At 38.8% G+C, this 19,417-nt stretch carries 21 protein-coding genes; 19 read left to right on the top strand and 2 right to left on the bottom strand.

What is annotated here, in order from left to right:
- Nucleotides 1-31 precede the first annotated feature (31 nt).
- Nucleotides 32-247 carry a hypothetical protein gene (locus tag Q7U95_RS02380; protein WP_308751674.1) on the bottom strand — a complete coding sequence of 72 codons (216 nt, stop codon included), beginning with the start codon at nt 245-247 and terminating at the stop codon, nt 32-34.
- Between the two features lie 17 nt (nt 248-264).
- A complete protein-coding gene (locus Q7U95_RS02375) occupies nt 265-501 on the bottom strand; it encodes a hypothetical protein (RefSeq protein WP_308751673.1) in 237 nt (78 codons plus the stop codon).
- A 1,735-nt stretch (nt 502-2,236) separates the two neighbouring features.
- On the opposite strand from Q7U95_RS02375, the gene Q7U95_RS02370 reads away from it, so the two are divergent.
- The 19 genes from Q7U95_RS02370 to Q7U95_RS02280 all read left to right on the top strand — a co-directional run.
- Entirely contained in the window at nt 2,237-2,866 is a 630-nt protein-coding gene (locus Q7U95_RS02370) for a hypothetical protein (protein WP_308751672.1), read from the top strand.
- The gene (locus tag Q7U95_RS02365) at nt 2,853-4,301 is read left to right on the top strand and encodes a terminase family protein (protein ID WP_308751671.1); all 1,449 of its coding nucleotides are present in this window, start codon (nt 2,853-2,855) and stop codon (nt 4,299-4,301) included. The genes Q7U95_RS02370 and Q7U95_RS02365 overlap by 14 nt, the downstream gene beginning before the upstream one ends.
- An 11-nt stretch (nt 4,302-4,312) precedes the next feature.
- Complete coding sequence (locus Q7U95_RS02360) at nt 4,313-5,896, top strand: hypothetical protein (RefSeq protein ID WP_308751670.1); 1,584 nt, start codon at nt 4,313-4,315, stop codon at nt 5,894-5,896.
- Nucleotides 5,896-6,033: a hypothetical protein gene (locus Q7U95_RS02355; protein ID WP_308751669.1), complete on the top strand. Its 138-nt coding sequence runs from the start codon at nt 5,896-5,898 to the stop codon at nt 6,031-6,033. The genes Q7U95_RS02360 and Q7U95_RS02355 overlap by 1 nt, the downstream gene beginning before the upstream one ends.
- Nucleotides 6,030-6,458 (top strand): hypothetical protein, encoded by a 429-nt coding sequence (locus Q7U95_RS02350; RefSeq protein ID WP_308751668.1) that lies wholly within the window; start codon nt 6,030-6,032, stop codon nt 6,456-6,458. Before Q7U95_RS02355 ends, Q7U95_RS02350 begins: the two co-directional genes overlap by 4 nt.
- A complete protein-coding gene (locus Q7U95_RS02345) occupies nt 6,373-11,502 on the top strand; it encodes a hypothetical protein (protein ID WP_308751667.1) in 5,130 nt (1,709 codons plus the stop codon). Before Q7U95_RS02350 ends, Q7U95_RS02345 begins: the two co-directional genes overlap by 86 nt.
- A gap of 2 nt (nt 11,503-11,504) precedes the next feature.
- Nucleotides 11,505-12,392 carry a hypothetical protein gene (locus tag Q7U95_RS02340; RefSeq protein WP_308751666.1) on the top strand — a complete coding sequence of 296 codons (888 nt, stop codon included), beginning with the start codon at nt 11,505-11,507 and terminating at the stop codon, nt 12,390-12,392.
- Nucleotides 12,392-13,249 (top strand): hypothetical protein, encoded by an 858-nt coding sequence (locus Q7U95_RS02335; RefSeq protein ID WP_308751665.1) that lies wholly within the window; start codon nt 12,392-12,394, stop codon nt 13,247-13,249. Before Q7U95_RS02340 ends, Q7U95_RS02335 begins: the two co-directional genes overlap by 1 nt.
- A 26-nt stretch (nt 13,250-13,275) precedes the next feature.
- On the top strand, nt 13,276-13,887 hold the full coding sequence (locus tag Q7U95_RS02330; protein WP_308751664.1) for a hypothetical protein: 612 nt from the start codon (nt 13,276-13,278) through the stop codon (nt 13,885-13,887).
- 81 nt (nt 13,888-13,968) lie between these two features.
- Nucleotides 13,969-14,823: a hypothetical protein gene (locus Q7U95_RS02325; RefSeq protein ID WP_308751663.1), complete on the top strand. Its 855-nt coding sequence runs from the start codon at nt 13,969-13,971 to the stop codon at nt 14,821-14,823.
- A gap of 54 nt (nt 14,824-14,877) precedes the next feature.
- The gene (locus Q7U95_RS02320) at nt 14,878-15,507 is read left to right on the top strand and encodes a hypothetical protein (protein ID WP_308751662.1); all 630 of its coding nucleotides are present in this window, start codon (nt 14,878-14,880) and stop codon (nt 15,505-15,507) included.
- Between the two features lie 6 nt (nt 15,508-15,513).
- Nucleotides 15,514-15,918, top strand: a complete 405-nt coding sequence (locus Q7U95_RS02315; RefSeq protein WP_308751661.1) for a hypothetical protein — start codon at nt 15,514-15,516, stop codon at nt 15,916-15,918.
- A complete protein-coding gene (locus tag Q7U95_RS02310) occupies nt 15,893-16,219 on the top strand; it encodes a hypothetical protein (RefSeq protein WP_308751660.1) in 327 nt (108 codons plus the stop codon). Before Q7U95_RS02315 ends, Q7U95_RS02310 begins: the two co-directional genes overlap by 26 nt.
- A gap of 1 nt (nt 16,220) precedes the next feature.
- A complete protein-coding gene (locus Q7U95_RS02305) occupies nt 16,221-16,448 on the top strand; it encodes a hypothetical protein (RefSeq protein WP_308751659.1) in 228 nt (75 codons plus the stop codon).
- Nucleotides 16,438-16,884 (top strand): methyltransferase domain-containing protein, encoded by a 447-nt coding sequence (locus tag Q7U95_RS02300; RefSeq protein WP_308751658.1) that lies wholly within the window; start codon nt 16,438-16,440, stop codon nt 16,882-16,884. Before Q7U95_RS02305 ends, Q7U95_RS02300 begins: the two co-directional genes overlap by 11 nt.
- Nucleotides 16,881-17,909, top strand: coding sequence for a glycosyltransferase (locus Q7U95_RS02295; RefSeq protein WP_308751657.1), 1,029 nt, complete (start codon nt 16,881-16,883; stop codon nt 17,907-17,909). The genes Q7U95_RS02300 and Q7U95_RS02295 overlap by 4 nt, the downstream gene beginning before the upstream one ends.
- Complete coding sequence (locus Q7U95_RS02290; protein ID WP_308751656.1) at nt 17,872-18,906, top strand: glycosyltransferase family 4 protein; 1,035 nt, start codon at nt 17,872-17,874, stop codon at nt 18,904-18,906. Before Q7U95_RS02295 ends, Q7U95_RS02290 begins: the two co-directional genes overlap by 38 nt.
- Nucleotides 18,891-19,175, top strand: coding sequence for a hypothetical protein (locus Q7U95_RS02285; RefSeq protein ID WP_308751655.1), 285 nt, complete (start codon nt 18,891-18,893; stop codon nt 19,173-19,175). Before Q7U95_RS02290 ends, Q7U95_RS02285 begins: the two co-directional genes overlap by 16 nt.
- Nucleotides 19,160-19,417, top strand: a 258-nt coding sequence (locus Q7U95_RS02280) for a hypothetical protein (RefSeq protein WP_308751654.1), incomplete at its 3' end; no start/stop codon positions are given. The genes Q7U95_RS02285 and Q7U95_RS02280, both read left to right, overlap by 16 nt.

Here is a 19,417-nt window from a genome sequence, read left to right as displayed (position 1 = left end):
AGCAGTTTTGAGACATGCTCAGGTCTGTTTTTTATAAATCCATTCCTTTCAACAATTCCATTAAATTCTTTTTACTTCTATTTTTGTATCCTGGAAAAGAGTTCAGGGGGTTGACGTGATATTTCACACCAATTAACTCTTTTGCTCTCTTTTCAAGTCTTTCTACTACTTCCTTTCTTGTCATTTCCCGGTAGGTCTTTTCGCTCACATTTCCAACAATGTCATATGTTTTTACTAATTCCTTCATCTCAATCCCTCCTCAAGTTAATCGCATTCTAATTCCTCTATCTTCTTTTCAAATGATTCTTTTCCAACTTCAACATTACAAATAGCGTATTTTAATCCTGACGCATTTCGACAGGCGTAACAGCTATGGCAATCAATACAATCGGAGCAACGAGAGCAATCAGTACAATCCTCGCCTCTGTTTAAATCCTCTGACCATTTATAAGCTCTTAATTCTTTTTTACTCATCTTTAAAATTTCTTCTTTGGTTTTCATCTAATTCACCTCCGTTAATAGTTTCCTTGCTTTCTATCTACTATACTACTCTTATTATCGGCAGTGTCAAGAGATAACTTTAATTATTTTAGGGTCATTTACCTGCAAAGATAAAAAAAATGTAAAAAAACTTTAACAAATTTATCAAAACTTAAGTTATTAACGTTTTAATGTGATAAAGCGTGGGTAGATATATATAAATCGAAAAACTTTTAAAAGATTCTGAAAAAAGGTTTTGACGTATTGATTTTTGACTGTTAAACTAAGCTAAAAGCATAAAAATATCTGGGAGTCAGGTCGTAAGACCTTTTGCCGAGGGCTCCCAGGTAACCTCTCGGCAGGTTACCGTGATTTAATTTAATCACAACAAGTCGCCTCGATACGAATTTGAAAGTATCGATGATAAACTGGGTTATAGCCAGTCTTTTCTTAGTTTTCCAGAATCCTTAAACAGGATACAACCCGTTCTCGATGGGAGCTTGGCGAAAGTAATCATATTACTACCTGGTAAAGCGAGACCTGGACAGGTAATTAAGCCAATGATGCGACAACCCGACAACTCACTCAAACCGCATAATCTCCTCCTTACCAGGGGGAGGTATGCTCTTACCCTCCAATCTTCTCTCCCGCATAGGGTTAATAAAAGATAGGTTGAGAGAATAAAAAAAAGGTTACTCGTTGGAAACAGAGTTTACAACAACAAGTAAGGAATAGATGTAAGCAAGTAAGGAATAAATGTTAACATAAACCCCGTTAATGTTGTTGGAAACCCCATAAAGGCGGAAGTTAAAGACGAGAGAACTAAAGATTTCAAAAGAAATTTTAATAAAACTTTAATATTTCTTTAAATTTGTTTAAATAACTTGGTAAGAACTCCGCCTTGTCTTCAGCTGCCCGGTTCAATGGCGTTTTAAGCTATTTATATTTGTTTGCCAATGGTTTAGTATTGCTATTTTTCTATGTTCTGATAAAAAAAACAATAAATGTAAAACAATGTTTAAGTGGGGATATGTAAATAAATTTGTAAGGACTTGACATTTATTTTTATCACCTGGTAGAATAGGGTTAATAATTAGAGCCTTATGGGCTCTTTTTTATTGCCTTTCTTTTCTTTGCCTAAAGGGGGGATAAAGGGGGGATTTGAGTTTTCTTTTCTTTTATATTTAATAACTATTTAATTATTTAATTATTATAAATTCTTTTAATTATTATTATATTTAACTGAACTGGTATTATATATATTGATTATTGAGAATTGTTAATACCTATTACTTAATTATTTTATTACTCAGTAATACTTTATTACTCAGTAATACTTTAATAAGTTAAAGTAACTATTAACTAATAACTAATATATATAATAATAATTATTTATATAATTATTATTATTATATATATATATATAAATATATATATAATAAATATATATAACTATTAACTAATTAACTAATAACAAAGAAAAGAAATAATAAAGAAAAGAAAGTAATAAACAAGGATCAGGAGAATTATACCCATTTTTAAATAAGAGGGTACTATCGCATAAAGAGTTATTTTTATTTGGCAGGGGTAGGAGAGAAATCACTCAATGATAGGTATGGGGTAGGGGTATGGGGTATGGGTGGCTAATAATCAGTATTGAGACCCGGGGTGTTTAAAAATGGAAAAGTTTTATAATAGGTGTTAAACCCAAATGAATTTTCACTATTTTAGTTAAACAACAGAGAGGTATTTCTATATGGGTAGACCTTCATTAAGCGAACAAAAAGAAGTAAACGGATTATCTTATAGTTCTTTTAAAAAGACCTTTCCTGAACAACCTGACCCAAAAAGCTGGGTTGATAACGGAAGGGATTTTAGTTACACCGGACCGAAGTGTAAGCTGTGCGCTTCTTATTATCGGGGGCTAATTGAGGATTTAATCACTATCACTGGTTTTGAACCGCTCTTCATAGATGCCGATATTGTTCGTTGGGCTAATCACCACAACCTCTTTTCGGCTAAACCTTTATCTCCGGCTAATCTTTGGAGACATAAACATAAACACATGAACAAAAACTTCCCGGATTTGAAAAACATGGAGATTGACAATCAGAGGGCCAAGCTGGCTTTAAGGGATATGTCTGTTATTGGTAAACTGGACATGATAGCCGATAAGGCCTTTGAGAAAGTCTACGCGGGGACTAAGACCCCGACTGTTACTGAAGGTCTTAGGGCTATCCAGATAAGGGGCGCGATACCCACAGTCATGCTTGAGCAAGAGATATTACAAGTGCAGTTGGAAACGATGAGAAGTAAGACGATTGAGGGTGAAGTAATTGAGCCTTCTATTTCAGAAACAGTTGAAGGAGAGATTGAAGAAGAGTAGCGGGCAAATAGAGAAGTTTGGCGCACTGATTTTGTTGGAAACTCCCCACGAGAAACAAGTGGAGATGATTAAAAGAAATAACGCTATAAATTTGATTATCACAGGAAATAGGTTTGGTAAGACAAGAGGGTTGGCCCAGAAACATATTTATTATTGTGTTCATAAAATAGGACTACCTAAAGACGCTAAATGGGCTACGGCTGAATACAATACGATGAACTGTTCTTTTGAATATACTACCGCCATGAAGGTCTTTGATAATATAGAACGGTTGACCAGGCAATCACCCTATTTTAACGCTTTAGTAAGAAGAATCGACCGTAATTCCAGGACTATCGAGTTTATTAACAATTCCAAATGTTTCTTTTTTTCTTTGGAGGATAGAGGGAAGCACGTTGAAGGGGAGGCCTTCCGTTTAATAACCATTGATGAAGTTGGTTATGCCAAAGACCTACCCGATATTTACTTCACCGTTCTTAAGCCCAGGACAATGGGTGTAGGCGGTTTTGTTGATTTTGTGGGAACTCCTAAGGAATCGACCGACCCCTGGCTGGAAGAGCTTTGGTCTAAAGCTAAGACGGGCGCGGAGAACATTACTTTTTTCGAGGGTTCGACTTATGACAATGTTTATCTTAACCGAGCCGAAATAAAAGAACTGGAAAGACAATACGAGGATTACCCCCACTTAAGGGAGATGGTTCTTTACGGGAGGTTTCTGCCGAGATTAGGGAAACTTCTTTCGACCGCCCAACTGTTGAACGCTATCGATGAGACACTCCCCTCCGAGCCGAACGGACGCAGAACTATGTTCGGAACACGACCGTTAATAAGGGGCAGGAAGTATGTTTCTTTCTGGGATATGGCTTTTGAAACGGATTGGACAGTCGGGGTTACTCTCGATATTACCAAAGTACCTTATACTTTAGTTAATTATACCAGGGTCAATAAACAGAATGTGGCTTCCTGGAACGAGATATTTAAATTGATGAAACAGGAATGTGAACGTTACGAAATGGGTTGGGTCTATTACGATGCCACCTCCCCGACAGGCGGAGCGTTGCAGGAGTCGATGGAAGAAAAGGGAGTCCCGGCTAAACCTGTTCGGATTACTTCGGGTTCTAAAGAGTTTTCGGGTTACACAATTTCTAAAGATGAACTTATCAACAATTTAGAGCTTGCTTTTTGTTTCAGACAACCCATCGAAGACGATGAAGGAAATATTATTGACAGGCACATAGAGTGGGGCAAGGTAAGAATACCGAAGATTCGACAGTTAATTGATGAACTGGCGGTTTACCATCGGGACGATAAAAAGTTAACCACCGATTCGGTTATAGCTCTCGCCGGGGCGATAACGGTTGCTCCCAGAGCGATTAGCCCACCGAGAATTATACCTGGAACTTTACCCGGTTGGTTGAGGGGTTCTTATATTTAGGAGGAACACAAATGAACGAGAAAGACGCGTTAGGAATAATTGAGGAAATACAGGTAAGTCAAGAATATACGGCTCGTTTGGCTCACGATAAGATAGTCCACGATGTTGTTTTCGAGTCTAATTTTGCGGGACAACTTTACCAATGTTTATCTATGAACGCCCCCAGTTCTAAGCAACGCAAGTTAATTGTTAATCTGGCTAAAGCTAAGGCAAGAGATAAAATTAATCAGGTAGGCAGTTTGCCCGATATACGGGTAGCCGACCCTGTTGGTATTCCCTCCCCCGAAGACGGGCCTTTCTGGGCTGAATTTGTTAAAAAGATTATTCTTTCTCATTGGCGAAGAAACTCGATAGATTTACAACTTTGGGATATGGCGATGGGCATGTCTATCTACGGCAGATGCCCCGTGCAAGTATTCCCCAATTTTGAGAAAAAAGAAATTATGATTTTTACCAGACACCCTTCCAGCGGGTTTGCCGTCCCTAAATCCACCAATAAAAACGAATATGAATATGTTGTTTACATAGACGAGATACCGGGCAGGAACCTCTTAAAGATGTATCCGAAGGCCTCGGCTTGTGAAGTTACCAGCACCAGCGATAAATTTACTTTAACTGAATACTGGGACGATAATTACCGCTTTGTTTTTGCTAATGGCAAGAAGATACCGGGAGTAGGCGTTCACCACTCCTTAGGGTTCAATCCCAACAGGATTATCCCTAACGCGATTCACGACCCCTGGGCAAGTAGCGTGGGCGGCCTTTCCGATATTTACCAAGAGATACCTCTCTTAGAAAATATAAATGAACTGATTTTAATGGGGACAGAAGAAAGAAGAAGAAAACTTAAGTCGCATCTCGTTATTGAAAATCCCCGAAAAGTTCCCGAAGGCATAGAGAATATGGAGTCCGGGGTAATCGAGGTTGAACAAGGAGGCAGGGTCTATTATGTTTCTCAAGTTGATAATCCCTCCTCTACTATCCAGGATATCTCTCATCAAGAAGACTTATTCAGAAAAGCGTCTAACTTCCCGCCCCAATCAAGTGGTTACCCAATTTCATCGGGAACGGTAACAGGCAAGGGTTGGACTGCTTCATTGGGCGGAGTATCGCAAGACGCGGCCACCACTCAATCAATTATTGGGGCTAATATGATAAAAATAGATGAATACGCTTTAAAGATGGAAAAGCAATTATTCGGCAAGACAAAACAGAAAGCCGTTGGCAAAGTGCCTGAACATTTTAGCGGAGAGGGAACGGGACAGGATTTCGTATTCCATTATGAGCCGCAAGATATTCCCGATGATTTTATTCATAATTTAGAGTTCTACGCTCTTGGGGTAGACATACCGACCAGAATAGTCAATCTTTTACAACTTCACGGCCAGAAGATTATTTCAACTCAAAGTGTCCAGGAGAAGATACCCGGCATAGACGCCGCCGAAGAATTGAGACGGTTAGCCACCGACCGACAGCGAGAGTTAAAGATGATGCAAATGGCTCAATCCCTCGCGGGCGAAGTTCAAGGGCAACAGCAAGGAACACCAGAAGAGATTGAACAGGCAGCTTACGCAACCGAAAAAGGGGCGATGTAATGCCTATAAGAAAAACTAATGCCGGGTATAAGATTAAAAGAGGCAATTCAACCGGTTGGTATCCCAAAGTATATTCTTCAAAAAAGAAAGCCGAAGCAAGAGTTAGGCAAATGGAAACGCACAGGAGGATAAAATGATAGACCCTTTATCCCAGGCAAAAGAATACGGGCAAGGTAAAAAAATACAAGAAATGCGGTCGAGAGTACCTATCGGTGGCGGTGGCGGGTTTCAAACGCCTCCCGAACATCTTTTAAGACAGCAACCCTCTCAACCACAATCGACACAGGGGCAACCACAGCTCGAAGCAGACACGTTCCAGCCAGACCCAATGGCTGACATACCAAGAGAACAACAGAACGCTTTATATCGAGCGGAGATGTGGCGGCAGGTAGCAGAAACACCCGGAGCATCTGATTTAGCAATGGAATATTTTGAAGCAGCTATAAATGATTTAAGGAAATATAAAGGAGATATAAATGTGGAAACTGGAGGGGCAGATAACGAACGCCCTAAGCCGAGCGATACCATCGACAAACCCGAAGAAGATAGGGTATCTCGGTAAAACAAAATTTGATGAAATGAAACGATTTACCCAACCCTCTCATCCTCCGCAAAGGGAAAGGGAAGCAAAACCCCTTTCCCTACCCTCTATGGATAGGGAAGTAAAGAAACTTACTACGCCTAAATCTATTGCTGATTTTAATAGGAGATTAGAGGCATTTGATTTATCCCACCAAAGTTATTACGGGAGGAAAATGGACCCGGGGTTGGCATTGGGTCTTACTATGTCCTCTATTCCTATTGAGACAAGCCACGATATTTGGCCGAGCAATATTCCTGAATCAATAAAACCCTGGAAAGAATGGCTAACTGCACCTGCTAAAGGGCTTGCTTATGCCACCTTGAACGTGAAGCATCATTACGGAGCAGAATTAAGGGCGATGGGGGAGATAGGGGAAAAACTGGGTTTAGACAAGTATGAGTGGAGCGATAAAGAAAAGAACTGGATCGAGAAAGACCCTTCTAAATCTTCTAAATTAACTGAATACGGAAAAGAGATAATCAAGGAAAATAAAGAATATCTTGAGAACTTACCCGGTAAACCTAAAGGTGATGATAAACTCGAATCTTTCTTGTTTAATTTAGGGTCGGGGGCAGCGAGCTTAGGAGCAGCGGTAGGGTTACACGCCTTAACGGGTGGTAGCACAACCCCTGTTTTACTCTTTGGCTGGCTGGCTGGAACGGGTAAATATCAGGAAGCTAGAGAAGCCGATGTCTCGGTTGGGAAGGCAGCTGCTTTAGGTGGGGCCGCTGCTGTAACAGAAGGAGCGTTAGAGGCAATCGGGTTAGAGTTTTTAATGGCTAGATACCCTTCTAAGGCATTGGGTTTTGTTATTAGAAGTTCATCAGAAGCGTTACAGGAAGGGTTACAGGAGTTTGGCTCAAATGTATGGTCGAAGATAGGCATAGACAAACAACAAAGATTATCTGAAAATGTTGGTCAAGCTGCACTTATGGGTGCGATATTAGCTGGCGGGGCTTCTTCTGCTTTCTCTTTGGTTGGTTACGATAAGACCAATGGTGAATTAAAAGAAGCAGGTTTAACCGATGAGGAATCTGGCTTTATTATTAAAAACATAATCCCTAAATTAGAAATGAATATTGGAGAACAGTTAAAAGAGAATCTTGACAAAATCAAAACAGACCCCAAAGAAGTGGCTAAACTTCACTCTATTAAAGATATGCTTGAATTCGGCAAACTAACGGAACCTATTGTCCTTGGGCTTATGGGTGAGAGAGTAGAAACAGCAGGGTTAAAAGACGCACCCAGAACACCAGAAGGTATCTCTAAAGAATTACAACCATTGGCAATTGAAGCAAGGAAGTATAAGAGTGCGGAGGAGTTTGTAAATATAAAAAGACCGCCTGTAATAAAAGAAATAGTTGGTGCTGGAGGTAATCCATTATATCACGATACGAGCTTAACTGGATTAAAAGGTATTTTAGAAAGTGGAGAAATTAAACTTTCAAAAGTTATGTTTCAAAAAAAACCAGTAGTAAGCGTTACGAGGGATTTTGATAATTTCAGTAGGTATGCGGATTCGCCTTATCGCTTGATTTTAGATGAAAAAGCGATTGGACATAAAGGAACTCCATATAGTTTAATACCTGGCGAAAGGTTAGGAGGTGAGGCAGAAACTGTTTTTTCAAGACCAGTTTCGGGGAAATCAATAAAAGCCATAGGGCTGAATACTTCACATCCACAAGTTGCGTCTGATTTGATTTCTGGAAAATTAGATGAGATTGTAAATTTGGCGAAATCTAAAGGTATAAAGATTGAGTTTTTTGATGGGAAGAAAATGATTACAGCAGAACAGGCACAACTTACTGCCAAATCCCAACTTACCGACTTCTACAACCAAGCCACCAAAACAGAGGTTGTTGAGAAGATAAAAGAACCCATGACAGGCGAGAAATTCGCGATAATGAGCGAAGGGGCTTACCAGTCGAAAAGCATCGACCAATTTGTTAACAGTTTACCGCAGTATCAAAAACCTGTTGCTGAACAGGTCAAAGACGAAAGTTTTTATAGAATTAAAAAAGGTATAGGGGAAGGGTATTATCCCCAAACTTATAAAACCAAAAAAGAAGCACAGAACGTAGCCAAAGATTTAATTATCCAAGAAACCAGAGACGCTGGCATAGCTTTCAGGGTTACAAAAGGCGGTAAAATAGTTCCCGCTATCCGCCCGAAATCAGGGTTTGCGGTATCAGAAGAATTTGCGATGTATGATAATTTCAAAGATTTAAAGCTCAGCCACCAAAATACCCTAGACCCCACCAGGGCAGCCCTAACCGCTGACCAAGTGAAGATAGAAGAAGGGTATCGTGGCCCGATTTATAAGAATATTTTAGAACCGGCTCGTCATACAAAAATGGCTAGGGATTTTACAGAGGAAGATTATGTAGGCAAACGGATAAAACTAAAAAAGAAGTATGGACTCAAAGGTAAAAAAGACAGCATAAAAGCTGGTGAAGTGTTAGAAAGAATATCGGGTGCAGATGTTAATAAAGACACAGCATTATTAGCCAAAAAACTTAAAGCGGAAGAAAAATATGTCGGTTTTGCCCAAGAAACCAGAAAAGTTTTAGATGGATTAAGAGAGTTAGTTAATACCGAAAGAGTTGCCATGGGCAAGAAAGCGATGGATTATATTGAGAATTATATGCCTCACATGCAGGAATCAAATACCTGGAACCAGTTGTTCGGGTTAAAGGTCAAACCACATGAGATTGTAAAAGATAAATATATTCCTGATTATATAAAACCCAATGCACCATTCAACCCTCACGCAGAAGCCAGGAAGAACAAATTAAGAACGTATGAAAAAGATTTTGACAAAGTTTATGACAGTTATGTCCATACAATGATGTCTGATATTTATAACACCCCTATTGTCCAAAACACTAAAGCCCACGTCGAGGTTTTGAAAACAAAAGGGCTGGATAACACGGCTGCTTATTTTGAGAACTGGGCAGTTGAGAGTTATGGTGGGTTGAGTTCCACTTGGGATAGAACATTTAAAATCACACACAAGCAAAAAAAGGCGATAGACTCGGCGAGAAGGATTCTCCATAGAGCCGTATTCCCTTTTAATTTTGCCTGGAACCTAACTATCCAAACATCAAGTTCCGGTTTAACTATGGCAAGATACCAACAACATATCCTTTCTCCGACAGCTATAAAATGGTTTGTATCTAAGGGTTGGCGAAACGAGGTTCACAAGAACTATTACAGTTTATTTACTAAGAGCCGGAAACAAGGTCGGTTGATGTATCAGGATTTAGAGATTCCTTTGAAACTCGACAGACGAACCCCTTTGGAAACGATGGAAACGGTGGGAACATATTTAGGTGATGTTATCGAGTATCATTTAACCGGTTGGTCTGCGTCTGCTGCTTACTCACAAGGGCAGAAACGAGGGTTAAAAGGCAAAGACCTAAGGGCATTTGCTTCTGATGGTGGGGCTTTTACCCAATCAATGTATAACAAAGAAGATTTACCAGGGCTTTTAAGAAGTAGCGTAATCAAGGCAGGGGCCCCCTGGCAGACCTTTTCTTTTGAGTTATATAACACCGTAAAAGAGGTAAAAGGGGCAGTTGGTTCTCCTAGAACTGTAAATGAGCGAGTTAAAATAGGGCTTACTTTAATAGCCGTAGCGATGGTAATGAACGCTGGGATTGAGAGATTAACAGGCAGGAGACCCTGGAAAATTGCATCAGCGATACCGATTGCCGGCCAATGGTTCCAAGAGAGAAACCCAATAGTTTTAGCAAGTTTAATTACAGACACCTGGACAGGGTTTAAGGAATTAATTGAAACGGGAGATTCTAAAAAGCTAAGACGACAACTTATTACATACGGAACTTCTGCTGCCAAAATCCCTGGTGGTGTCCAGTTTTACAGAATATACGGAGCAATAGAAGAGCAAATGAAGGGTGGCGTGTTTAGTGAAGCCGGAAAATCTCTATATCGGGTTGATAGAGCTCCGGTTGAAACTGCAAAATCATTTCTTCTGGGGCCAGCTAAAACTAAGGCCGGCAGAGCGTATTTTGATGAAAAAGTTCCCTTCGAGACAAAAGATTACCCCTCCCTAGAAAAAGAATTATCAAGACTAAAAACAACGCTAGGGTTCCCAAGTACATCAGTATTTGGTCTGGGGTTAAATAGTAAAGAATATGAATGGTTGAAAGAAAAGACTGGCAAAGAGATTGCCAAAACCGCAGCTAGTGTTATAAACACATCAGAATACAAGATTTTAGGCGATGAAGAAAAAAAGAAGTTAATCGAGAGAACTATTAATGATGTTAAAGATAGATATAAGGTAGAAGTTTTAGAGCAAAGCGAAGAAGGCCGGAAGCTTCTTAAATCCGAAGAAGTGCAAGCAAAAATCAAGAGAACCCTAAAGGGTAGATTCATAAAAGGCGAAGAAGAATCTCTCGCAAAACTAAAAGAGAGCGATATTTATTTCGAGCCAGGAGATGTTTCTGCTCAAGAAACACAGAGAAAAGAAGCAGAGAAAATGATCAAAATGTCTGATAAAGAACTAAAGACGTATCTTTTAGAAAAAGAACAAGGAAGATATTTCGGGGCTTTATCAGAAGAAGAAGTCCCTTTTTATACCAGAAAATCATATTCAGAATTTTTATCTGGTATTTCTGCTGGTAAAGAGATTATTTCTAACCAGAGAGAGTATGACGAAAAACTCGAAGAAATTAGAGAAGCGGTTGACCGTAACTATTCCGACCCTTGGTATCGAGCATATAGAAAACAGATGAGATTTGTTTATCGCCAAAAGACGGAAAAGTTTTTAGATGAGATTGTAGAGGGTTCAGAAGGTAAGGCGAAACAGGGCTGGATAGATTTTGCCGATGAATACAGCCAGAGAAACGAGGCGTTTTTAAAATATGATACTACCCCCGGGGCTGATATGGGGGAACAAATAGTCGATGTTTTTAAGAGTGAGGTATTAAAAATGCAACTAAAGAATAGAGATTTTGCTGTTGAGCTTAATAGGTATCCTTCGCAACTGTGGGGTGAGTAAATATGGGTGATTATGATTTTGGGGGCGGCGGAACATCAGCAGGCAGACCATTAAAAGGTGTTGGTTCTGACCCTTGGATGGCTGACATCGGGGGTAGGTGGACGCCTGACCAAATTGGTCAACTCCAAAGAGAGATGGTTGGTTGGGGGTATTTACAACCAAAAAAATATACTACCGGAGTTTATGATAAGAACACAAGACAAGCCCATATGGACTATTTCCAGGATAGATATAAATATAGTCGTGAATTTGCCGAATCTCCTTATACCCGCCCAGTTAGCAGAGGTGGCGGAGGCGGAGGCGGTTATTCATTAGGAAAAGCCATCGCCAGAGAAAAGCAACAAAGAGCCCACCCTTATCTTAACGCTCCCTTTCTCGCTGATTTAGAGATGACATATCGGAAGACATTAGACAGGGAAATAACTGCTTCTGAAAAGAAATTCCTTTTGAACAAATATATCAATGAGGGTTGGGATATGGGGAGTGTCCAAAATTACTTAGCCCGAACGCCTGAATTTAAGACGAGAGAAAGTAAGACGAAAATGCAAGTTCTTGGTGATGAATTAGGGCAGATGTGGAGAACAATAACGGGGACGACTCCTGCCGAAGCCAATATTGGTTGGGCAATACAAAAAGCAGATAAAGAATTTTGGGGACAAGAAAAGTTCCAAAGTTTCTTGAGGTCAACTCCTACTTTTAGATTAAGGTATCCTGATATACCAGACACAATGAGTGTCGATGATTACGATAATTTTGCCAGACAAGCAAACAGTATAAGTTTAACTTATGGGAAAGGCCCGATAACTACCGATAAGATAAAAGAACTTTTACAGAAAAAATCAACCATAGTTCAGCAAACAGCCGAACCATTGCAAGAGGTGAACGTATAATGGCAGACCCGCGTCTTGAAGCAATAGGATTAACTGACGAAAAACTAAAAAATATGATTTACACTATTTCTTTACCTCAAAATGTGAATAAACTCCAAGCGGCGGCGTTAAGAGCGGGGTATACACTTTATCCCACCAAATTATCCGATGGGAACTATTTTATCGGAGTGGGGGCAACTTATAAAACAGCAACTAAAATTTACAATGAAGCGCAAAAGATTGGTCTTACATTATATGGGAGTATTTTAGGTGGAACGATAGACGCTCCGCCTCTTGCGGAAGCTATTGAAGATGACCCGTATATGAGATTGATTGAATATGAAAAAGAACTTGGTTGGGAAAAATGGGTAACCGAGAACGAGCAAGATGTAAGCGAAATGTTCAAACGATGGACAGGCAAACAAATTTCTCACGATGAATTAATGCAAATGGCTAAAGGGGCTCATAAAGAATTAATCCAGGAATATCAAAGATTAGCCGAATATGAACAATGGCGACCTGAGTTTCATAAATATTTCGGTAGAGAACCCGCTGTTAAAGATATAGAAGATGTTAAGGGAAGGTTCGCGACTCCTGGTGAATACGGACTTTATTTAGGAGCGGGGGAGCAAGCAGAAAAATACACTCCTGAGATAAGCGAATTATGGAGAACGGAATACGGGAAAATCGCTCCGGGAAGAGAACAACTTACAAAGTATTTGATGGGAGGTGAAGGTTCAGGAGACTTCCAAAGAAAATATGAGGAAGCCAAAGTGAGAAAAGAATATCGCTGGAAATCACAACAAGCAACGCCACGATTTCAGATGACTAAAGCGGGAATAACAACCCCGTCTTTAGCTAAGTGGCAAGAATGGTAAACAATTAATAAGGAGGATTAAACCCAATGGAAGAAAAAACTCAAGAAACTTCTTCAGGAGTCCAAAAAGAAGAAACATCTCAAGAGACTCCTTCTAAAGAAGACATCGTTACCAAACTTGAGACTTTAAAAGAGTCTTCTAAGATGATTTCAGATATTGATTTAATTGATGATTTTGATGATGAAGTAATTACAGATGAAGATGAAGAAACAGATTGGCAGGCAAGAGCGCAAACAGCCGAAAGAGAGCTAAAAAGACAGAAGGTAAAAGACGCTGTTGGGAAAGCAACAAGCGATTATCCGTTAGCTGATAGCGAGACTCTTTTGGATATGGCAAGAAAGGGGCGACCTGAAACGCAAATCAGGGAAGTGGCTAAAAAAATGCAACTGGTTGCCCAAAAAAGAGACGCTCATTGGAGAACACAGATTGATGAGGTTTTAAAAGATTTAAGAAAAGAAGATATTGGTAAAGTAGAGGAAACTAAAAAAGAAATTATAAGTGCTTGGGGGAAACCCCTAACTGGCGGAACTGGCGACTCCGCTAAACCGTTGACAATCGCAGAGTTTAAGAGACTCCCGAAAGATGAGCAAATTAGACGAGCTGACGAAGTTCAACGGTCAGATAACACTAAAATTTAATTAAATTAATGCTTTTAAAAGCTAATGTTTAGTTACTTCTAATGTTATTCGCTAATCTTAAAAAGAAAGGAGTGATTAAATATGGCAAACGAAACAACCTACACGACTGCTGATGATACACGGTACGCGGCAGTTATCAACGAAGCAGTTATCCAAGAATTACGGGCAGCTGTGGTTATGTCTAAACTTTGTGTCCAGAAATCTTTAGCAGGCAAACCAAGTAAGGCGATAGATTTCGCGAAGTGGCCGACCATTGCCGCTGCCGCGATAGCTGAAGGGACAGACGGAGCGAATACAGCTGTTTCCACAAGTAAGGCGACTGTTACTACGGGCGAAGCTCTTGTGATGGTTACCCCAACCGATGTTTTAGAGTCTTCGGACATTCTTGATGGCTTAGGCGAATACTCAGCTCTTCTGGGTCGGGCTATGGCTGACAAGATGGATTCTGATATGTGTGCGTTATTGGCTGGCTTTACTACTGTGGTCGGGACTGATGGATCTGATATGACTGAGACTAATTTCTTAGATGCTATTTATAGTCTCTCAGCTGCTAAAGCCCCTAAACCATATAGCTGCGTGTTACATCCTGTCCAAATCAATGATTTCAGAAAAGCACTCTCAACCGCAACAGGAGTAATTCATACAGGGCTTACAACCGAAAGTCTCGGAGTATCGAACTTAAACGGTCTCTGGGGCGAGCTTTACAACGTGGCTATCTGGGAAAGTGCTAACGTTCCGTTAAATGCTTCCTCTGCCTCAAGAACAGGTGGTATGTTCTCTCAAGGATATGCGCTTGCTCTGGCAACGAAATGGGCAACCCGAGTCGAGCCTCAAAGAGACGCTTCTCTAAGAGCTACCGAATTGGTTTGTACAGCCATGTATGGTGTCGGCGAATTAGTCGATGCGGCTGGTGTTACAATCCTAACAGACGCGTAAGTAGCAAATAGCAGATTAGAGGGGGTTTAACCCCCTCTCTGTTTAAGGGGTTTTATGAAGGCCTGCTATATTGTTTATAACTCAAAAGAAGTTCTTGAAAAGTATTTTTTAACTGTTTATGAGAGATTTGATTCAGTTATTGTTGTTGATGGTGCTTTTAAAGATTATCCTCATCAAGTCCCTTACTCGACAGACGGCACAATAGAATTTTTAAAGGGTTTTGAAAATGTAACTTTGGTTGAAACAAGGACAGCGTGGGAAAGTCAGGCTGAAAAAAGAAGTGTCTGGCTTGATTTCTTAGAAGATAACGAATGGTTTTTCTATGTTGACGATGACGAGGAGTTAATTAAATTAAATTTAGATAATTTAGATGAAGAAAAAGGATTGGGTTGCGCGAAACTTAATTTAGACGATAATGATTTTGTTGTTCAACCGAGATTTATTAAATATGAAAAGGGGGTGAGGTTTTTAACTCATACGGTTTTAGAAAAAGAAGACAAGTTTTTTAAAGATATATCGTGGGTTTCAGATACCTTTAATAATTCTTATCGCTTGCCAGATTATTCTTTCGCGGCAACGCTTATTCATCATAGTAAAGAAAAATCAGATGAGGTAAGAGCGTTCAGGGAAAGACAGAGAAAAGCAGAGTATAAAAAAATTAAAGAATTCAAACTGAAAGGGTAAAAGAAAATGAATAAAGCTGATATTGTTGAAGAAACAATTACGACACAATCGGGCAAAATACTAACAATTTCAAAGAAATGCAAGATGTGGTTAAAAGATTCTTGGGTGGAAATACCGTTAACTGATAGAAAAAAGTATAAAAAGGCAGATGGGAACGGTTTAAGTTCATATCCTTATATCGCCTTAATTTCTTTTGGTATTCAACATCAGATTGCTGTTCCTGACGAAGGAATATACTCAGCGATTGATTTATACCGACAAAAAGGATTTATCCCTTTATCGGAAACACCAAAAGAGGTTCAGGAAGCCTTCGCGATTGCTGAGAAAGTGCACAAAGCAGAACCGCTTTATAAGACTTCTTATTTAAAACACAAAGAGGTTGAAAATGTCGATAATAAAACAACCGAGTAATAAAGCTCTTGGCTATAAAATCGCGGAAAGAGAAGCGGTTGATGAAGTAGTTGACTCAGTGATGCAACATTTAATCAGGACGGGAAGTCCTATTATTAAACTTCCTTATCCTCGTGAGTATGTCAGGGAGAAAGTTGCTAAGATTGCTGAGAAAGGCGATAACAAAAGACGAGCAAGACAAAGCAAATTACTTTTAAAACCGCGCTCAATAGACGATTTGACGTTTAACTTTATTCAGAAAAGGGTAAAGTTAAAAGAGGGGATAACCTTAAAGGATATTGCGGAGAAAATAGGAGGTTGAAATGGGCGAAAAAATGTTAGTCGCAATTTATAAAAAAGATGTATTTAACGCTCCTTGCCCTGTAACAGGCAAAACTTACGTCTTTAGAAAAGATGAGCCAGTTTTTATCAGTAAAAAATTTGCTGATTCACTTTTATCTGAAAGTTCTCATTTCCAGATAACTGAACTACCAAAGACAAAAAAATATCAAATGCCTAAAATGGCAAGGACAAAAAAATATGCGGGTTAATTTGGGTTGTGGTGAAGATTACCGAGAGGGTTACATAAACGTTGACATTAGAGCATTAAAAAGGGTTGATATTACTGCGGATGTTAGGAACTTGCCGTTTGCTCATTGTTCTCTCGATGAAATTTTAGCCATTGATATTATTGAGCATTTCCCACAAAAAGAATCACTCGAGGTGTTGGCATATTGGGTATCATTGCTCAAAAAGGGTGGTTCTATTTTTATTCAATGTCCGGACGTATTGGAATTATATAGAGTTTTTAAAGATAATCCCAGAGAATTGATTAGAAGGCTTTATGGCGGGCAGGAATATCCAGAGAATACACACATGGCAGGGTATACATTACCAATTCTTGAATCTATTTTTATTGAATTAGATTTAGAGATAGTCGATAAAAGCTATATTAATGGTAATCTTAGAATAGAAGGAAAAATATGAACCTACTTTATGTAGGACGATTTGCCCCTGATGAATATAGCCAAATCCCTGATGAGAGTTTGGTTCAGAAAGGATTTTGTGATACGAAGTTTGTTTATTTGGGTTATTTCAATAGTGAAGAAGGTTATTGGGGCACTCCCAATGAGTTTTTTATCAAAAAACAACTTAAAAGAAGTGGGAATACAATAACAATTTTATCCAAAAACAATATTTGGGACTTAAAAAAAGTAGTTGATAAGGTAAATCCAGATGTTATTTTGTTTTCTTTTCTTGGCAACATAGATTATAAAAGATTAAAAGATGTTTTATCAGCCACACCAGCCAAAAAGGTTATGTGGACTTTTGATTGGATGTTTTTAGAAAGGAGACTCCCGTTATTCTTAAAACAGGGCAAGTTGATGGATTTGGTTGTAACAACCGAAGATGTGGTTGATTGGTCACATTATGGATTAAATCACACTTGCATACGGCAAGGGGTTGATAAAGCTCTACATAAAAAAGTTGCTTTTAGCAAAAGATACGCCAACGACCTTGTCTTTGTAGGTAATGTGTATAACAAAGAAAGAGTTAATTTTTTAAGAAAGGTTGCTAATAAATACCAGTTAAAAGTTTATGGCAATAATTGTTCTTCTGATTTAGAAAACGGGGGTAGGGTTTTTAACGATGATTTGTGTAAGGTTTATTCTTCTTGTAAAATAGCGTTAGGGGATAACAGCCAAAGCGTTAATGATGGATACTGGTCTAATAGAGTTTATTTAGCTTTAGGTTGCGGGGCTTTTTTCTTAACCCCTTACGTTAAGGGATTAGAAGAAGAATTTGAAAATTACAAACACCTTGTCTGGTATAAAACTGAAGATGAGATGTTTTACTTGATAGATAGATTTTTAAAAGATGAAAAGAAAAGGAAACAAATTGCTTTAAATGGTTATGAGTTTGTCCATAAAAATTATTCATATGAAAAAAGAACAAAAAAGCTGATAAAGGAGATTGAAAAACTTGGAATTGGGGATAATTTGCTACACTAATTTAAGGTCAGGTTTGGGCATATTCGCTAAAGAGTTTATTGATAATTTAGGTATTGACCATATTTTAAGTGTCAATTCGGTTAAGGGAAGGGAAGATTGGCAGGAAACCCAAATTAACGCTTCTATGAGACCAAATGACAGCCAGATAATTGAACTGCTTGAAAAAATAGACCTTTTAATTACTTTAGAGATACCTTTTAACTTTAACGCTTATCGAATTGCTAAAGAGATGGGCAAGAAATCAGCGGTTGTGGTTAACCACGAATGGTTTAATTTAAACGATAATTGGGGAGATTGCGATTTATTTATCTGCCCGAGCAAAACAGCTTACGATAAACTGGGAAAGTTTGGAGATAAAAGATTGTTAATTAATGTGCCAATAGATATAAGCGGGTATAAATTTACTCCAAGAGGAGGACTTTTTAACTCGAATGTTTTTGTTCATAACGCTGGTTATGGCGGTATATTTAAAAGAAAATCAACCGATGAAGTTATTAGAGCTTTTCATAAATCAAAGGCAAAAAAACTTATCATTAATGCTCAAAGAGATATTGGCGATGAGTTGTCTTTTCAGGCAAGAGAGATACTTTCGGAAGATACGAGAATAGATTTTAGAATTAACGATTATGAAGACAATAATGAGTTGTATAAAGAAGGCGATATTGCCATTCAGCCCTCTAAATTTGAGGGTTACGGCAGGGCAATTATCGAGGCGATGGCTTGCGGTATGCCTGTTATAACTACCAATCAAGACCCGATGAACTCATTTTACCCTGATAAAGAACTTCTAATTAAAACGGACGGGGCTAAATTAAACGCGGAAGGAATTTTCAACGCTGAAGTTTTCTCGATTGATGTTTGTGATTTGACTGAAAAGATTAACCTTTTTTCTAAAACAAATATCAGAAATCTCTCTCATCAAGTCAGAAAAGAAGCAGAGAATAAATTTAACTGGACAAATTCTAATTTAAAGGAAACTTTATGTCGCTTAAACTAAAAATAATTAAACAACAGTGGCTTGATACAGTTAGAAAACAAGTCCCTAAAATTCATCAAAACACCTGTAAAATTGAAGAAAGGGTGTTTGCTTTAAGGAAAAAAAACTTAAAAGTTGATAATGATATTGTCAAGTTACTTAAATCAATCGACTTAACCAACGAAGAATTAGTTGAATTAAACAGAAGAATTTTATTTTTAGAAAGAACGAGCTTAATTTATTGGCTAACTTATTTTTATAGGAAGGTGAGAGAATGGCTAACGAAATAGCAAAAAAAGATGACAACCGTAACCCAGTTCTTCTTGGAGTTACTAATGATGACGCACAAGAAGTTAAAATGGTTAGGGTTGACCCGACAACCAAAAGAGTATTGGTTGATATAAACGCAACGGCTACCTATGAAGTTCTATTGGACAAAGCCAATGATAGCGTGGCGGGTTGGACAAACACCGCTAAAGATGGAACGGGAACACCTGTCCAGCCAATAGCCGATAGCGATGGTCATTTACAG

Source organism: Candidatus Oleimmundimicrobium sp., from assembly GCF_030651595.1.
GTDB lineage: Bacteria > Actinomycetota > Aquicultoria > UBA3085 > Oleimmundimicrobiaceae > JAUSCH01.
Note: the sequence above shows the minus strand (reverse complement) of the source record. Positions and strands in the feature narration are given on the sequence as shown.